16 protein-coding genes are annotated in these 15,703 nt (G+C 71.5%); 4 read left to right on the top strand and 12 right to left on the bottom strand.

What is annotated here, in order from left to right; genetic code table 11:
• The first annotated feature begins 120 nt into the window (after positions 1-120).
• Positions 121-897 (top strand): isoprenyl transferase, encoded by a 777-nt coding sequence (locus BM424_RS08470; protein WP_093415145.1) that lies wholly within the window; start codon positions 121-123, stop codon positions 895-897.
• 66 nt (positions 898-963) lie between these two features.
• Here the strand turns inward: BM424_RS08470 and BM424_RS08465 are convergent, their stop codons facing one another.
• Together BM424_RS08465 and BM424_RS08460 are read right to left on the bottom strand one after the other, a co-directional pair.
• Positions 964-1,206, bottom strand: coding sequence for a hypothetical protein (locus tag BM424_RS08465; RefSeq protein WP_093415144.1), 243 nt, complete (start codon positions 1,204-1,206; stop codon positions 964-966).
• Between the two features lie 251 nt (positions 1,207-1,457).
• On the bottom strand, positions 1,458-1,703 hold the full coding sequence (locus BM424_RS08460) for a hypothetical protein (protein ID WP_093415142.1): 246 nt from the start codon (positions 1,701-1,703) through the stop codon (positions 1,458-1,460).
• Between the two features lie 847 nt (positions 1,704-2,550).
• Here BM424_RS08460 and phoH2 point away from each other — a divergent pair.
• On the top strand, positions 2,551-3,930 hold the full coding sequence (phoH2, locus tag BM424_RS08455) for an RNA 5'-3' helicase PhoH2 (RefSeq protein WP_093415141.1): 1,380 nt from the start codon (positions 2,551-2,553) through the stop codon (positions 3,928-3,930).
• Between the two features lie 46 nt (positions 3,931-3,976).
• Here phoH2 and BM424_RS08450 read toward each other — a convergent pair whose 3' ends face one another.
• The 5 genes from BM424_RS08450 to BM424_RS08430 all read right to left on the bottom strand — a co-directional run bounded on the left by BM424_RS08450 (position 3,977) and on the right by BM424_RS08430 (position 9,756).
• Positions 3,977-5,416 carry a GuaB1 family IMP dehydrogenase-related protein gene (locus BM424_RS08450; RefSeq protein WP_093415139.1) on the bottom strand — a complete coding sequence of 480 codons (1,440 nt, stop codon included), beginning with the start codon at positions 5,414-5,416 and terminating at the stop codon, positions 3,977-3,979.
• Between the two features lie 46 nt (positions 5,417-5,462).
• Complete coding sequence (locus BM424_RS08445) at positions 5,463-5,867, bottom strand: DUF4288 domain-containing protein (RefSeq protein ID WP_093415137.1); 405 nt, start codon at positions 5,865-5,867, stop codon at positions 5,463-5,465.
• Positions 5,868-5,879: 12 nt separating this feature from the next.
• Positions 5,880-7,394 (bottom strand): ATP-dependent DNA ligase, encoded by a 1,515-nt coding sequence (locus tag BM424_RS08440; RefSeq protein WP_093415135.1) that lies wholly within the window; start codon positions 7,392-7,394, stop codon positions 5,880-5,882.
• Positions 7,395-7,435: 41 nt separating this feature from the next.
• Entirely contained in the window at positions 7,436-8,830 is a 1,395-nt protein-coding gene (locus tag BM424_RS08435) for a class II fumarate hydratase (RefSeq protein ID WP_093415134.1), read from the bottom strand.
• 152 nt (positions 8,831-8,982) lie between these two features.
• A complete protein-coding gene (locus BM424_RS08430; RefSeq protein WP_093415132.1) occupies positions 8,983-9,756 on the bottom strand; it encodes a S1 family peptidase in 774 nt (257 codons plus the stop codon).
• A 174-nt stretch (positions 9,757-9,930) separates the two neighbouring features.
• On the opposite strand from BM424_RS08430, the gene BM424_RS08425 reads away from it, so the two are divergent.
• Positions 9,931-10,902 (top strand): NAD(P)/FAD-dependent oxidoreductase, encoded by a 972-nt coding sequence (locus BM424_RS08425; RefSeq protein WP_093415131.1) that lies wholly within the window; start codon positions 9,931-9,933, stop codon positions 10,900-10,902.
• Positions 10,903-11,052: 150 nt separating this feature from the next.
• Here BM424_RS08425 and BM424_RS08420 read toward each other — a convergent pair whose 3' ends face one another.
• Positions 11,053-11,799 carry a S1 family peptidase gene (locus tag BM424_RS08420; protein WP_093415129.1) on the bottom strand — a complete coding sequence of 249 codons (747 nt, stop codon included), beginning with the start codon at positions 11,797-11,799 and terminating at the stop codon, positions 11,053-11,055.
• A 197-nt stretch (positions 11,800-11,996) separates the two neighbouring features.
• Positions 11,997-13,007, bottom strand: coding sequence for a class II fructose-bisphosphatase (gene glpX, locus BM424_RS08415; protein WP_093415128.1), 1,011 nt, complete (start codon positions 13,005-13,007; stop codon positions 11,997-11,999).
• Between the two features lie 185 nt (positions 13,008-13,192).
• On the opposite strand from glpX, the gene BM424_RS08410 reads away from it, so the two are divergent.
• Positions 13,193-13,777 carry a DUF4245 domain-containing protein gene (locus BM424_RS08410; RefSeq protein ID WP_425441981.1) on the top strand — a complete coding sequence of 195 codons (585 nt, stop codon included), beginning with the start codon at positions 13,193-13,195 and terminating at the stop codon, positions 13,775-13,777.
• Between the two features lies 1 nt (position 13,778).
• Here BM424_RS08410 and BM424_RS08405 read toward each other — a convergent pair whose 3' ends face one another.
• The 3 genes from BM424_RS08405 to xseA are packed head-to-tail and all read right to left on the bottom strand — an operon-like array spanning position 13,779 to position 15,618.
• Positions 13,779-14,033 (bottom strand): exodeoxyribonuclease VII small subunit, encoded by a 255-nt coding sequence (locus tag BM424_RS08405; RefSeq protein ID WP_093415125.1) that lies wholly within the window; start codon positions 14,031-14,033, stop codon positions 13,779-13,781.
• A complete protein-coding gene (locus tag BM424_RS08400; protein WP_093415123.1) occupies positions 14,030-14,425 on the bottom strand; it encodes a hypothetical protein in 396 nt (131 codons plus the stop codon). The genes BM424_RS08405 and BM424_RS08400 overlap by 4 nt, the downstream gene beginning before the upstream one ends.
• A 14-nt stretch (positions 14,426-14,439) precedes the next feature.
• Positions 14,440-15,618: an exodeoxyribonuclease VII large subunit gene (gene xseA, locus BM424_RS08395; RefSeq protein ID WP_425441980.1), complete on the bottom strand. Its 1,179-nt coding sequence runs from the start codon at positions 15,616-15,618 to the stop codon at positions 14,440-14,442.
• Positions 15,619-15,703: the final 85 nt, after the last annotated feature.

Genomic DNA, 15,703 nt, shown 5'->3' with positions numbered 1-15,703 from the left:
TGTGACGTCCGTTGCAAGGGACTCCTCCTGTGGTCCGGCCGCACGGCGGGGCGGAGGGGGAGGCTGCGCCGCTTGGGCTCGGCGCCGATGGTCGTCGGCGTCCGCGTAGTCTCATCTGGCGTGGCGCTCAAGGTTCGGTTGAAAGAACTCATGTACTCGGTCTACGAGCGACGGCTCAGCCGGAAGCTCGACGGACTGCAGCATCCGCGGCACGTCGGCGTCATCTTGGACGGCAATCGCAGATGGGCCAAGGAGGCCGGCCTGGACGCGGCGAGCGGCCACCAGGCGGGCGCCCGCAAGATCGCCGAGATGCTCGGCTGGTGCGAGGAGGCGCAGGTCGAGGTGGCCACCCTGTGGCTGCTGTCGACCGACAACCTCAACCGCAGCGAGGACGAGCTCAACGCCCTGATGGAGATCATCGCCGGGGTGGTGGACGAGCTCACCGGCCCGGGCAAGTCGTGGCGGGTGCGGATCGTGGGTGCGCTGGACGTGCTGCCCACCGAGACCGCCGCGCGGCTGACCGCGGGCGCGCTGCGCACCAAGGGCCGGACGGGGATGCAGGTCAACGTGGCCGTCGGCTACGGCGGCAGGCGGGAGATCGCGGACGCGGTCCGCAAGCTGCTGCAGCAGCACGCCGAGGCGGGCACGACCATCGAGGAGCTCGCCGAGGTCCTCACCGTCGACCACATCGCCGAGCACCTCTACACCTCGGGCCAGCCGGATCCCGACCTGCTCATCCGCACCTCGGGCGAGCAGCGGTTGTCCGGGTTCATGCTGTGGCAGTCGGCGCACTCGGAGTTCTGGTTCACCGAGGCCTACTGGCCGGAGTTCCGGCGGATCGACTTCCTGCGCGCGCTGCGCGACTACGCGGTCCGGCACCGCCGCCTGGGCCGCTGACACCCCCGGAACGGAGAGAAGGCCAGGTCGGTGACGACCTGGCCTTCTCGCACGTGATCAGCTCGATCAGGCGCCCGGGTGGTCCACGACCGGGGCGTTGACGCACTCGCTGCTCTGCGGCGACAGCAGCGGGACGACCGCGCCCAGCACCGCGACGTTGTTACCGCAGGCCTGCACCGGCAGGACGCTGAGGTTGTTGTCGTTGAGCAGGTTCACGCCGTCGTTGTCCGAGCTGTCGGCGTTGGCGACGGGCGCCAGGGCCAGGAGACCGGCGGCGGCACCGGCGACAATCGCAGCCTTCTTCAGCACTTGGGTCACTCTCCTCTGGAATTCCGCGGGATTCGGAGTTCACACCAGCGGGCTCAATTGCGAAGCCCGGGTCGGCAAGCCGACCGCGGTGTGTTCCGGTCGCAAACTACAGCGAACGCGCGGTTCGTCCAAATTCCATGACACCATTGTGTGAACGCGAATTCTTCCCGCCCTGGTAGAAGGGGAATCGGCGGGCGCGAAAAAGGAGCGCCGGGGTCGTTCCCGGCGCTCCTCTTCGTCGCGGTGAGGCCTCAGCCGCCGCTCGGGTGGTCCACGATCGGCGCGTTCACGCACTCGCTGGAGTTCGGCGAGGCGACCGGGATGACGGCGCCCAGCGCGGCGATGTTGTTGCCGCACAGCTGCACCGGAACGGCGCTGATGTTGTTGTCGTTCAGGAGGTTGATGCCGTCGTTGTCCTGGCTGTCGGCGTTGGCCATCGGGGCCAGCGCGAGCAGGCCAGCAGCGGCGCCGGCGACAATCACTGCTTTCTTCAGCACAGCGTTGCTCCTTGGTCAGATGAGTCGAGCAAGTGCGTGCTTCTGCCCGGAGGAGTGAATTCCGAAGCGAGTGAAGCACCTGGCTCGAAACGTATCCAGGGCTCCGGGGGTGCGACACTCGGGTAACACCATTGTGTGTATTGACGGAGTTATCCCTCAGGTGCTCGCCGCTTTTCGCCGACAAAGGCGCGCGCATTTCGGAGTGGGGCGAATTCGGGAATTGCCTCCACCGTTGGAGTGGCCGTTGATCACAGCGCGCGTTGATGTATGAGCGACCCGGGCGCGGGGCCGGTCGCACCACCCGGCCGGGACATCGAGCACTGATCGTTACCGCCGACCGCTTGACCGCCGTCTGCACCGGGTGGCCCCGGAGCGCAAAGTGAGGCGCGCGGGCGGCCCCGAAGTTCACCCGGAAAGAGCAGCGATCTTCACCGGGAGTGTTGAATTCCGTTCGGTCTCGTCCGCGCCCGCGTACGCCTCCTGACCTGCTGACGAATCGTCTGGCAACCTGCTATTAACCACGTGACCTGCGGAAACGTGCCAGTCGCACGCCGTGAGCGCGGGAATGGTTCGAATCACCTAAGTGGCTGTCTGCCGAAATGCGATCACGCAGGTAGCGTTCGCGGTGACGGGCCGTTGCCTTGCACGTCCGAACGCGGCCCGTCCGGGAGGCCCTGATCGTGGCTGTTGGCTGGAGGGACGTTCACACGTCCACCTTGGTCGCGGAGGGGGTCGGTGCCCGGCCCTCGCGCGGCCGGTGGACCGGACGGTCCAGCCGGAGCGCGACGGGGGCAGGCCCGGCCCACCGACGAGCGGGCGTGTTCGGCACGTCCGCGAGGGAGTAGCCGTGACCGCACGACGTTCCCAGCCTCAGGCGCACAGCGCCGTCCGCAGCGACGAGCCCGCGCACACCGCCCCGACCGGCGGTGACATCGAGGTCCGCACCTACGTCCTGGACACTTCGGTCCTGCTGTCCGACCCGTGGGCGATGGCCCGGTTCGCCGAGCACGACGTGGTGCTCCCGGTGGTGGTCATCTCCGAGCTGGAGGGGAAGCGCCACCACCCCGAACTCGGCTGGTTCGCCCGCGAGGCCCTGCGCGTGCTCGACGACCTGCGGGTGGAGCACGGCAGGCTGGACCACCCGGTGCTGGTCAACCCCGAGGGCGGCCACGTCCACGTGGAGTTGAACCACTCCGACCCGTCGGTGCTCCCGCCGGGCTTCCGCACGGACTCCAACGACTCGCGCATCCTGGCGTGCTCGCTCAACCTCGCCGCCGAGGGTCGCGAGGTCGTGCTGGTCACCAAGGACATGCCGCTGCGGGTCAAGGCCGCGTCGGTGAACCTGGCGGCCGAGGAGTACCGCGCGCAGGACGTCGTGTCCTCGGGCTGGAGCGGCATGGCCGACATCGACGTCGGTTCGGAGTCGGTGGACTCGCTGTTCAAGGACGGCGTCGCCGACCTCGACGAGGCCAGGGACCTGCCGCCGAACACCGGCGTCCGGGTGCTGGCGGGCCAGCAGAGCGCGCTCGGCCGCGTCACCGCCGACAAGCAGGTCAAGCTGGTGCGCGGGGACCGCGAGGTCTTCGGCCTGCACGGCCGGTCCGCCGAGCAGCGGATCGCGCTGGAGCTGCTGATGGACCCCGAGGTCGGGATCATCTCGCTCGGCGGTCGCGCCGGTACCGGCAAGTCGGCGCTCGCGCTCTGCGCGGGGCTGGAGTCGGTGCTGGAACGCCAGCAGCACCGCAAGGTCGTGGTGTTCCGGCCGGTCTACGCGGTCGGCGGGCAGGAGCTCGGCTACCTCCCCGGCACCGAGGGCGAGAAGATGGCGCCCTGGGCGCAGGCCGTCTTCGACACGCTCGGCGCGCACGCTAGCGAGAACGTGCTCGAGGAGATCATGGACCGCGGCATGCTCGAGGTGCTGCCGCTGACCCACATCCGCGGCCGTTCGCTGCACGACGCCTTCGTCATCGTCGACGAGGCCCAGTCGCTGGAGCGCAACGTGCTGCTGACGGTGCTCTCGCGGCTCGGCGCGAACTCGCGGGTGGTGCTCACCCACGACGTCGCGCAGCGGGACAACCTGCGGGTCGGCAGGCACGACGGCATCGCGGCGGTCATCGAGAAGCTCAAGGGCCACCCGCTGTTCGCCCACGTGACCCTGACCCGATCGGAGCGCAGCCCGATCGCGGCCCTGGTCACCGAACTCCTGGAGGGCGAGCACACCCCCTGACCCGCGAGGAGGGCGCCTTCCTCCGGGAAGGCGCCCTCCCGGGCGGTCACCAGCCGGAGGGCAGCGGACGGCCTTCGTTGAAGCCCGCCGCGGACTGGATGCCGACCAGCGCGCGCTCGTGGAACTCCTCCAGGGTGTGCGCGCCCGCGTAGGTGCAGGACGAGCGCACGCCCGAGGTGATCTGGTCCAGCAGGTCCTCCACGCCCGGGTTCTGCGGATCGATCCGCATCCGCGAGCTGGAGATGCCCTCCTCGAACAGGGCCTTGCGGGCCTGGTCGTAGGGGCTGTCGGTGCGGGTCCGGGCCGACACGGCGCGCTTGGAGGCCATGCCGAAGGACTCCTTGTAGGCGCGGCCGTGCTCGTCGCGCTGCAGGTCGCCGGGCGACTCGTAGGTCCCGGCGAACCAGGAGCCCACCATCACCGACGACGCCCCGGCGGCCAGCGCCAGCGCCACGTCGCGCGGGTGGCGCACGCCGCCGTCGGCCCACACGTGCTTGCCGAGCCTGCGCGCCTCGGCGGCGCACTCGGCGACGGCGGAGAACTGCGGGCGGCCGACCCCGGTCATCATCCGGGTCGTGCACATCGCGCCCGGCCCGACGCCGACCTTGATGATGTCGGCACCCGCGTCGACCAGGTCGCGCACGCCCTCGGCGGTCACCACGTTGCCCGCGACGACCGGGACGGCCGGGTCGACCGAGCGCACGGCCTTGAGCGCGGCGATCATCTTCTCCTGGTGGCCGTGCGCGGTGTCGACGACCAGCGTGTCCACCCCGGCGGCCAGCAGCGCGGAGGCCTTGGCGGCCACGTCGCCGTTCACGCCGACCGCGGCGGCGACCCGCAGCCGTCCCTCGGCGTCGAGCGCGGGGGTGTAGATCGCGGCGCGCAGGGCGCCCTTCTTGGTCATGATCCCGGCGAGCCTGCCGTCGGCGTCGACGGCGATCGCCACGGTGCGGCCCTGCTTGTGCAGCTGCTCGAAGACCTCGCGGGAGTCGGTCTCCAGCGGCAGCACCACCGGGTGGGCGTCGGCGACCTCGCCGACCCGCGCGAACCGGTCGACCCCGGTGCAGGCGGCCTCGTCGACGACGCCGAGCGGCTTGTCCTCGTCGTCGACGACCACCAGCGCTCCGTGCGCCCGCTTGGGCAGCAGGTTCAGGGCGTCGGCGACCGCGTCCTCGGAGTGCAGCGCCAGCGGCGTGTCCCACAGCGGGTGCCGGGTCTTCACCCAGGACACGATCTCGCCGACGGCGCCGGTGTCGACGTCCTGCGGCAGGACGACCAGTCCGCCGCGCCGCGCGACGGTCTCGGCCATCCGCCTGCCGGCCACGGCGGTCATGTTCGCGACCACGATCGGCAGCGTCGCGCCGGTGCCGTCACTGGTGCCCAGGTCGACGTCGAAGCGCGACTCGACTCCCGAGCGCCGGGGCGCCAGGAAGACGTCGTCGTAGGTCAGGTCGGTGGAGGGCTCTTGCCCGTTCAAGAACTGCACGTCTCACCACAATACGGCCCACCACCGGCCCGTGGCGAAAACGCGCTCAGTCGTCGTCGGTGAGGGGGTCTAGGGAGCGGTAGGCGTCGTGGTTGCGGAAGAAGCGGCTGTAGAGCTCCGCGCCGTCGTCGAAGGTGGCGTCCTCGAGGGGCTTGACCTCGACGACCTGCTTGAGCTTCCAGGTCACCGGGCGGTGGTTCTCGTCCTCGTAGGACGACTCCTGCTGCTTGCCGTACTCGCGGGCCTTCTCCGCCGCCTCCTCCGCGGTCTCGGCGGTGAGCAGCACGAACGACTCCTCGTAGAGCGGCGGCTGGCCCTCGGACTCCGACTCCAGCAGCAGCACCGCGACGTAGTGCTCCAGCTCGACCGAGGCCGAGCGCTGCTGGAAGTCGCGCGGGTCGATGGTGCCCGGGCCGATGTCGATCGAACCTTCGAAGTCCTCGCTGCTCATGCGCCCAGGATCTCACCCGCCGCGGAGCATGCCGCGAACCGCCTCGATGGTGTCGGCCTCGGCCGCCTCCTTGTCCGGGCGGTAGCGCAGCACGCGCGCGAAGCGCAGCGCGACGCCGCCGGGGTAGCGGCTGCTGGTCTGCACCCCGTCGAGCTCGATCTCCACCACCAGCTCCGGGGCGACGTGCACGACCCAGCCGTCGTCGCGGGTGGCGCGCCGCTGGAACTCGGCGGTCTGCCAGGCCAGCAGCTCGTCGGTGAGGCCCTTGAAGGTCTTGCCGACCATGATCGGCGGTCCCCCGTCGGGGTCGCGGGCGCCCAGGTGCAGGTTCGACAGGGAACCGCTGCGGCGGCCGTGGCCCCATTCGGCGGCGAGCACCACCAGGTCGAGGGTGTGCTCGGGTTTGATCTTGCGCCACGCCTTGCCGCGCCTGCCCGCCGCGTACGGCGAGTTGAGGTCCTTGATCACCACGCCCTCGTGGCCGGCCGCCAGCGCCTCCTCGAACAGCGCGGCGGCCTCGTCCGGGGCGGGGGAGAGCACGCCCGGGATCCGGTGAGCGCCCGCGACCTGCGACAACGCCTTCAGCCGGTCGCGCAGCGGGAGGTCGAGCAGGTCGGTGCCGTCGAGGTGCAGGCAGTCGAAGAAGTACGGGTGCAGCAGCTCCTCGCGCTGCTCCTGGGCGCCGAAGCGGGCCATCGTCTCCTGGAACGGGCGGGGACGTCCCGCGTCGTCGAGGGCCAGGGTCTCGCCGTCGAGCACGACCGAGCGGCAGTCCAGCCCGCGCACCAGCTCCACGAGCTCCCCGACGTTGCGGGTGATCTCGCGCAGCGTGCGGGTGTAGACGTGCACGTCGTCGCCGTCGCGGTGCACCTGGATGCGGGCGCCGTCGAGCTTGTACTCGAGGCTGCACTCGGTGAACTCGGCCAGCGCGGTGTCGAGCGCGTCGGCGGGGGAGGCCAGCATCGGCCGGATCGGGCGGCCCAGCTCCAGGTGGAACTCGGCGAGCGCGGGTTCACCGCCGCTGAGCGCGGCCTCCGCGGTCGCGGGCAGCCTGCCGGAGAGCATGAACGCGCGGCGCACCGACTCGGTCCGCACCTCGGCGGCAGCGGCGATGGCCTCGACCATCACCCCTTCCAGCGCGCCCTGCCGCAGCTCGCCGCCGAAGAGGCGGATCAGGAATTGCTGCTCGTCCTCGGTGGCGCGGCCCAGGAGCCCGGTCAGCGCCTCGGCGCGTCGCTGCCCGGATCCGGAACCGCTGATCGCGCGCACCTCGTCGATCGCGCTGTCGACGTCGGCGACGCCCAGCGTCGGCTCGGTGGCCGGGGTGACCTGCAGCGATGCCAGCGTGGACCAGCCGACGCCGGCCTTGCCGCCGGGCAGCTCGCCGGCCAGCAGCGCGGTCGCCGTGGCGACCTCCGGCGGTTCGAGCCTGCGGAGGAGCCCGGCGAGGGCGGTGGTCTTCGCCTTGCGCGAGGACGTCGCCGCGACCTCCGAGGAGACCGCGACGACGTCCGAGAGCAGCACCATGCCCCCATGGTGCGCACAGCCACCGACAAGTGGCCGGGCGCTCAGCCGCCGTTGGCCATGCGGAGGACGTCGAGGGCCTCGTCGAGCTGGGCGAGGGTGAGCTTGCCGTCGTCGACGTGGCCGCGTTCGAGGACGACCTCGCGGATGGTCTTGCGCTCCTTGAGGGCCTGCTTGGCCACGGCCGCCGCCTCCTCGTACCCGATGTAGCGGTTGAGCGGGGTGACGATCGACGGGGAGCCCTCGGCGTAGGCGCGGGTCTGCTCGGCGTTGACCTGCACGTCGGCGAAGACCTTGTCGGCCAGCTGGCGGGAGACCGCCGAGAGCAGCCGGGCGGACTCCAGCACGTTGCGGGCGATGACCGGCAGCATCACGTTGAGCTGGAAGTTGCCCTGCGACCCGGCGAACGCCACGGCCGCGTCGTTGCCGATGACCTGGGCGACGACCTGCAGCGTCGCCTCCGGGATCACCGGGTTGACCTTGCCCGGCATGATCGACGAGCCGGGCTGCAGGTCCGGCAGCGCCAGCTCGGCCAGGCCGGTGCGCGGGCCGGAGCCCAGCCAGCGCAGGTCGTTGGCGATCTTGGTGAGGCTGACCGCCACGGTGCGCAGGTGGCCGGAGGTCTCCACCACGGAGTCCTGCGCGGCCTGGGCCTCGAAGTGGTCGCGGGCCTCGGTCAGCGGCAGCCCGGTCACCCGCGCGAGCTCCTCGGCGACGGCCTGGCCGAAGCCCTCCGGGGCGTTGAGCCCGGAGCCCACGGCGGTGCCGCCGATGGGCAGCTCGCCGAGCCGCGGCAGGCCGCTGCGCAGGCGTTCGACGCCGAAGCGGACCTGCGAGGCCCACGCGCCGGCCTCCTGCGCGAGGGTGATCGGCACCGCGTCCATCAGGTGCGTGCGGCCGGACTTGACCACCTCTGTCCAGTCCTTCGCGCGTCCCTCGATGGTGGTGGCCAGGTGCTCCAGGGCCGGGATGACGTCGGCGAGCACGGCCTCGGTGGCGGCGACGTGGATCGTCGTCGGGAACGTGTCGTTGGACGACTGCGAGGCGTTGACGTCGTCGTTCGGGTGCACGTCGCGGCCGAGCGCGCGGGAGGCCAGGGTCGCGATGACCTCGTTGGCGTTCATGTTCGACGAGGTGCCCGAGCCGGTCTGGAAGACGTCGATCGGGAAGTGGTCGTCGTGCGCGCCCTCGGCGACCTCGTCGGCGGCGCGGGCGATGGCCTCGGCGACCTCGGCGTCGAGCACGCCCAGTCGCCCGTTGACCCGGGCGGTGGCGGCTTTGAGCAGGCCGAGCGCGCGGATCTGCGCGCGCTCCAGGCCCCGGCCGGAGATCGGGAAGTTCTCGACGGCCCGCTGGGTCTGCGCCCGGTAGAGGGCGTCGGCGGGCACCCGAACCTCGCCCATCGTGTCGTGTTCGATCCGGTATTGGGTTTCAGCCATGTCCCGAGTGTCCCGCCGATCAACGCCGCGGGTCAGCGTGGCGCGCCCCACTGACCAGCGACATCCGGGGGAAAACCGCGTTCTGAAACGATCTAGGTGGCTGATCTGACAAGGCCCCGCCCCGCGAGCGGGACGGGGCCTGCGGTTCCGGCTCAGCCGATGGTCTCGGAGATCCAGTCCGCGTAGGCGGTGGCGTCGGTGTAGACCGAGGGCGCCGTGCCGCAGACCGGGACCGGGCTGCCGAGCCTGCTGGTCACGCCGGTGAGCTTCCAGTCGCCCGGGGTGCCCTCCAGCTGCGGTCCGCCGGAGTCGCCGAAGCAGGCGTTGGCCAGCAGCTCCTTGCTGGTGGTGCAAATCTCGGTGGGCTCGTCGATGCCGCTGAGGGTGCATCCCGCGTCGGGCGCGACGCTGGTGTCGAGCTCCTGCAGCTGCTCCGGCGGCTGGCCGCAGCCGCGGATCGGGCAGGTCACGCCCCAGCCGATGATCCGCGACGGCGTCCCGGCCTCGCCGGAGGAGCCGGCCAGCTCGATCGGCTGCTCCGGCACCGCCTGGTCCAGCTGGAGCAGCGCGATGTCGCCGTTGGGCGTCTGGGCCTCGTAGTTCGGGTTGACCACGATCTTCGACACCCCGGCCTCGGTGCCGCCGCTGCTCCAGGTGGGGCTGCCGATGCGCAGCGAGAGGTCACCCGGCTGGGCGTCGACCACGCAGTGCGCGGCGGTGAGTACCCACTGCTCGTCGATGAGCGAGGCGCCGCAGCTGTGCGAGCCCTCCCGCTGCAGCGAGGCCATCCACTCGTAGGACTCGGTGGCGTCGTGGCCGCCGACGATCAGCGCCCCCGGGTTGTCGATGGCCTGCGCGGCCGGTGCGAAACCGGCGCTGAGCGCGACCGCGGCGATGCCGCTGAGCAGCGCGGACGTCTTCTTCACAGAGATTCCCCTCCCCGACGTGATCCCCTTTCGGGGGAAGTTAGGGGTGAGGTGCAGCACCAGGTACCGCCGTGCGCCGCAGCGGATTGCGCCGATCAGCGCAGGGGTGTGAGTGCGGTGCCGCGGCGGACTAGCCTGAGATCGGAATCACAGAGCCGGCGACGGGATGCCGAGATGGCGCACGAGGTCGATCTGCTGGTGGTGGGCGCGGGCCCGACGGGGCTGTACGCGGCCTACTACGCCGGGTTCCGGGGGCTGTCGGTGGCGCTGGTCGACGCGCTGCCCGAGCCCGGCGGTCAGGTGACCGCGATGTACCCGGAGAAGATGATCTTCGACGTGGCCGGGTTCCCGGAGATCCGCGGGCGCGACCTGATCGCCGCGCTGGTCGAGCAGGCCGGCCAGTACGGCCCGCGCTACCTGCTGGGACGTCCCGCGCTGTCGCTGTCCGATGTGGACGGCGGGCTGCTGGTCGACGTCGGCGAGGGGGAGCGGGTGCGCGCCGGGGCGGTGCTGATCACCGCCGGGATCGGCGAGTTCACCCCGCGACCGCTGCCCGCCGGGGACGAGTGGGCCGGCAGGGGAGTCGTGCACTTCATCCCCGAGCTGTCCGCGCACGCCGGGCACGACGTGGTCGTCGTCGGCGGCGGGGACTCCGCGTTCGACTGGGCGCTGGCGCTGCAGCCGGTCGCGCGCAGCGTGACGCTGGTGCACCGCCGCACCCGGTTCCGCGCGCACGCCGGGCTGGTCGCCAAGGTCGAGGAGCTGGGGGTGCCGCTGATCGTGCCCGCCGAGGTCGCCGAGATCCGGGGCGACGACGGCGGTCTCAGCGAGGTGGAGATCGACGTCGGCGGCGAGCGGCGGGTGCTCCCGGCCGACACCGTCGTCGCGGCGCTGGGGTTCACCGCCGACCTCGGGCCGATCGAGGCCTGGGGGCTGGACCTGGAGAAGCGGTCCGTCCTGGTCGACACGACGATGCGCACCAGCCGCTCCCGCGTCTACGCGGCCGGGGACGTCGCGTCGTACCCGGGGAAGGTCAAGCTCATCGCGACGGGTTTCGGGGAGGCCGCCACCGCGGTGAACAACATCGCCGTCGAGCTCAACCCCGACGCCCACCTCTTCCCCGGCCACTCCTCGAACCTGGGCTGAGGGCGTCACCTGGGGGCAGTTTTAGCCATAATCACCCATGATCGATGTCCCTTTTGCCCGGTCAATTATGGCTAAAACCGTCACCTGGTGACCCGGACGTGAAACGGCACCCGGGACGTGGGGGTCTCCGGGTGCCGCGTCCGGGGTGGATCAGGCGCCGGTGGTGGTGGTGATCCAGTCGGCGAAGGCCGTGACGTCGGTGTAGATCGACGGGCCGGTGGCGCAGGTGGAGTTGCCGTTGCCGGAGCGGCTCGTGGCGCCGATCAGCTCCCAGTTGCCCTCGGTGCCCTTGATCTGCGGGCCGCCCGAGTCGCCGTAGCAGGCACCGGAGTCGCCGCCCGGGTTGTCGGTGCAGATCTCGCCCGCGCCGTCGATGCCCTGGCAGCCGGAGTCGTCGACGATGCTGGTGTCGAGCTCCTGCAGGTTCGTCGGCACCTCACCGCAGCCGGTCTCCGGGCAGGTCTGGCCCCAGCCGATGATGCGGGTCGGGGTGCCGGTCGCACCCGACTCGGCGGCGACCTTGATCGGGGCCGCGCTCAGCGGCTTGTCCAGCTGGATCAGCGCGAGGTCGGCGGTGTCGTGGATCTGGGTCTTGGTCACCGCGGCTTCCTCGCCGCCGGTGGTGTTGTCGTTGCTGCCGACGCGGACCGTGAAGTCACCACCGCTCTGCACGCAGTGCGCGGCCGTCACCACCCAGTCCGGCTTGATCAGCGCGCCACCGCAGATGTGGCTGCCCTGCTGCTGCAGGGAGACCATGAACGAGTAGGTCTCGGTCGCGTCGTGACCACCGATGATCATCGGGTCGACGTCGTCACCGGCCGCGACGGCGGGCATGCTCAGCGCGCCCACGGCGCTGACCGCGGCGACCGCGGAGATGAGAACCGAACGAATGCGCATGGGGTGTCGAATCCTCCGTGGTTCCCCGGCTCCGAAGGCCGGCTGGCCGCTGACGCTAATCGCGCTGATCACCGGGTCGTACCCACGAAGGTCGTAGGCAGGGCGCGAAAAGGGCGGTGACCGGCGGACAACCCGCAGGTCACCGCCCTGATCGCGGTCGGGTCAGGGGTTTTTGCCGCCTTTCCCGGTGGAGTCGACTACTCGTCAGCCTCGCCGAGGTCCACATCGGCGTACTCGCGCAGCTTGGTGAGCTTGTGCGAGGCGTCGACGACGCGCGTCGTGCCCGACTTGGACCGCATCACGATGGACTGCGTGGTGCAGCGGTCGGCGCGGTAGTGCACGCCGCGCAGCAGCGCGCCGTCGGTGATGCCGGTGGCCACGAAGAACATGTTGTCGCCGCGCACCAGGTCCGACGTGGTCAGCACCTGGTTCGGGTCGTGCCCGGCCTCGCGCAGCTTCGCGCGCTCCTCGTCGTCGCGCGGCCACAGCCGGCCCTGGATCTCGCCGTCGAGGCACTTGAGCGCGCAGGCGGCGATGATGCCCTCGGGCGTGCCGCCGATGCCCAGCAGCATGTCCACGCCGCTGTTCGGGCGGGCCGCGGCGATCGCGCCCGCCACGTCGCCGTCGGAGATGAACTGCACGCGGGCGCCGGCCTCGCGGACCTCCTTGACGATCTGCTCGTGCCGCGGTCGGTCCAGCACGCACACGGTCACGTCGGCGACGTCGACCTGCTTGGCCTTGGCGACCCGGCGCACGTTCTCGGCGATCGGGGCGCTGATGTCGATGACGCCCGCGGCCTCCGGGCCGACCGCCATCTTCTCCATGTAGAACACCGCGGACGGGTCGAACATGGTGCCGCGCTCGGACACCGCCAGCACCGCCAGCGCGTTCGGCATGCCCTTGCTGAGCAGCGTCGTCCCGTCGATGGGGTCCACGGCGACGTCGACCTCGGGGCCTTCCCCGTTGCCGACCTGCTCGCCGTTGTAGAGCATCGGGGCTTCGTCCTTCTCGCCCTCACCGATGACGACCGTGCCGCGCATCGACACGGTGCCGATGAGCTTGCGCATGGCGTCCACCGCGGCCCCGTCACCGGCGTTCTTGTCGCCGCGGCCCACCCAGCGGCCGCCGGCCATCGCGGCGGCCTCGGTCACGCGGACGAGTTCCATCGCCAGGTTGCGATCGGGTGCTTCCGGGTGTCGTTGCGTCATCGCGCCTCCCCGTGGTCAGGCATCGTCGGTACCGCCCGAGTCCGGCGGGAAAACGCCCCGCGCCCAGGCATGTTGGCAGCGATCTTCCCAGATCATCGGGGTTCGGGGATCGCTCGCGTGGGGCAGCCCACTCCCTCCGGCCCTGCCCGGTGAGCTGCGGTGCCGCTGGTGAGAGCATGGGTGGCGTGGCTGAACCCCGCAACCAGCAACCGGCTCCGTCCCGCCCGCCGCGGACGATGTCGGCGATGATCTTCGCCATCCTGCCGTTGGTGCTGGTCTCGTTCGGCATCGCAGGCCTGTTCACGCAGTGCTCGTTCACCCCGAACGGGCCCACCGTGGACAGCGGATCGGTCCCCACCGTCGACGTCCCGGCCGAGCTGCGCGACGCGGCCGCCGGGGTGGACTTCCCGATCGTCGACCCGAAGCTGCCCGGCACCTGGCGCGCCAACTCCAGCAACAGCGCCACGCTGCCCTCGCATACCGAGGTCGTCCGGGTCGGCTGGCTGACCGGCGAGGCGCGCTACCTGCGCCTGGCCCAGTCGACCGCAGCCGAGGAGGAGCTGGTCACCGGCGAGACGCGGCAGCCGCCGCACGCGCTCGGCACGACCGAGGTCGGCGGCCACCAGTGGGTCCGCTACCAGGGCGTGCGCGACGAGCAGGCGTGGGTGAGCGAGCGCGACGGCGTCCGCCTGCTCATCACCGGCAACGCCACCGAACCCGAGTTCCGCACCCTCGCCGAAGCGGCCCTGACGGCCCCGAAGGTGGGTTGAGTCAGGCCTCGTCCTCGACGGAGGCCAGGGCGCGGTCCACGCGCTCGCGCGCTCCGGCGAGGTGACGTTCGCAGACCGCGGCCAGGGCCTCGCCCTTCTCCCACAGGGCCAGCGAGTCCTCCAGCGACAGGCCACCGGCCTCCAGCTGCTTGACGACCTCGGCCAGCTGGTCGCGGGCGGCCTCGTAGCCGAGCTCGGCGACCTCCGGGTGCTCGGCGACGGGGTCGAAGTGCTCGTCGGGCTGGTTCTCGGTCACGGGGCGGGGCTCTCCACATTCGCTCGCACGGACACCACCGCGGTGGCGATCGCCTGGTCGTAGCCGACGAACGCTTCCGCGAACTCGGCACCGTCGCCCTCGCGCACCGCGTCGTTGATGCGCAACTGGGCCTCCGCGACCCTACGTCGGTGGGCCGACGTCTCCCACCAGGCGGGGCCGACGTAGTCGGAGGTCGCGTCGATGAGGGCGCGCAGCCGCCCCGGCAGGTCCTTGCGGTCGGCCGAGTCGCACCCGCCGAGCAGCGCCTCCCAGGTGCCCTCGGCCGTGACGTCGGCCGTCTCGGCGCAGCGCCGGACCTCACCCGCCCGTTCTCGGCTGCGCGCCGCGCCCACGGTGAGGGGGAGGAACGAGGGCTCCTGCTTGGGGTGCACGTGGAAGTCCTTGGTCAGTCCGGTACGACGGCCTGGATCGCGCCGTCGGCGACCCGCACCCGCAACCGGGTTCCCGCGGGCGCGTCGTCGACGGAGCGCAGCACGCCGTCGACCTCGTCGGTGTCCTCGATGCGCTGCACGATCGCGTATCCACGAGCCAGAGTGGCCGCAGGTCCCAAGGTCGTCAAGCGTGATCGAGTCGCGCTCAGCGCATGTCCCTCCGCGGTGAGGACCGCGCTCATCGCCCGCCGGGAGCGATCGCGCAGCTGCGCGACCTGCTCGGCGCGCTGCTGCAGCGGCTTGTGCGGGTCGGCCAGCGCCGGACGGCTGCGCAGCTGGTCGAGCAGCCTGCGCTCGCGATCGACCCACCCGTGCAGCGCCCGCCGCGCCCGGTCCCGGAGCTGGCCGATGCGCTGGGTCTCCTCGGCGACGTCGGGCACCACGCGCTTGCCGGCACCGGTCGGTGTGGAACAGCGCACATCGGCGACGTGGTCGAGCAGCGGCGAGTCCGGTTCGTGCCCGATCGCGCTGACCACCGGGGTCGTGCAGGCCGCCACCGCCCGGCACAGCGCTTCGTCGGAGAACGGCAGCAGGTCCTCGACGCTGCCGCCGCCGCGCGCCAGCACGATCACGTCGACCTCGGGCATCCGGTCGAGCTCCTCCAGCGCGGGCAGGATCTGCGGCACCGCGCTGGTGCCCTGCACGGCGACGTTGCGGACCTCGAACTGCACGTTCGGCCAGCGCAGCTGCGCGTTGGTGAGCACGTCGTGCTCGGCGGCGGAGGCCCGGCCGGTGATCAGCCCGACCCGGTTCGGCAGGAACGGCAGCGGCCGCTTGCGGGCCGGGTCGAACAGGCCCTCGGCCTTGAGCAGCTGGCGCAGCCGTTCGATGCGGGCGAGCAGCTCGCCGATGCCGACGGCCCGGATCTCGTCGACCCGCAGGCTCAGCGTGCCGCGGCCGACGAAGAACGTCGGCTTGCCGTGCACCACGACCCGGCTGCCGTCGGTCAGCGGCGGGTCCATCTTGCGCAGCAGCGACGACGCGCAGGTCAGCGTCAGCGACACGTCGGCGGAGGGGTCGCGCAGGGTCAGGAACGCCGTCTGGGCGCCGGGCCGCATCGAGATCTGGGTGATCTGCCCCTCGACCCAGATCTGCCCGAGCCGGTTGATCCAGTCGGCGATCTTGCGCGCCACGGTCCGAACCGGCCACGGCTCCTCGGCACTAGTCGGCGAAGTCAGCGTTCCTCCTCAGGATCGTTCCCGAGCTCATTGTGCTCGG

Source organism: Saccharopolyspora flava, assembly GCF_900116135.1.
In the GTDB taxonomy this organism is placed as follows: domain Bacteria; phylum Actinomycetota; class Actinomycetes; order Mycobacteriales; family Pseudonocardiaceae; genus Saccharopolyspora; species Saccharopolyspora flava.
Note: the sequence above shows the minus strand (reverse complement) of the source record. Positions and strands in the feature narration are given on the sequence as shown.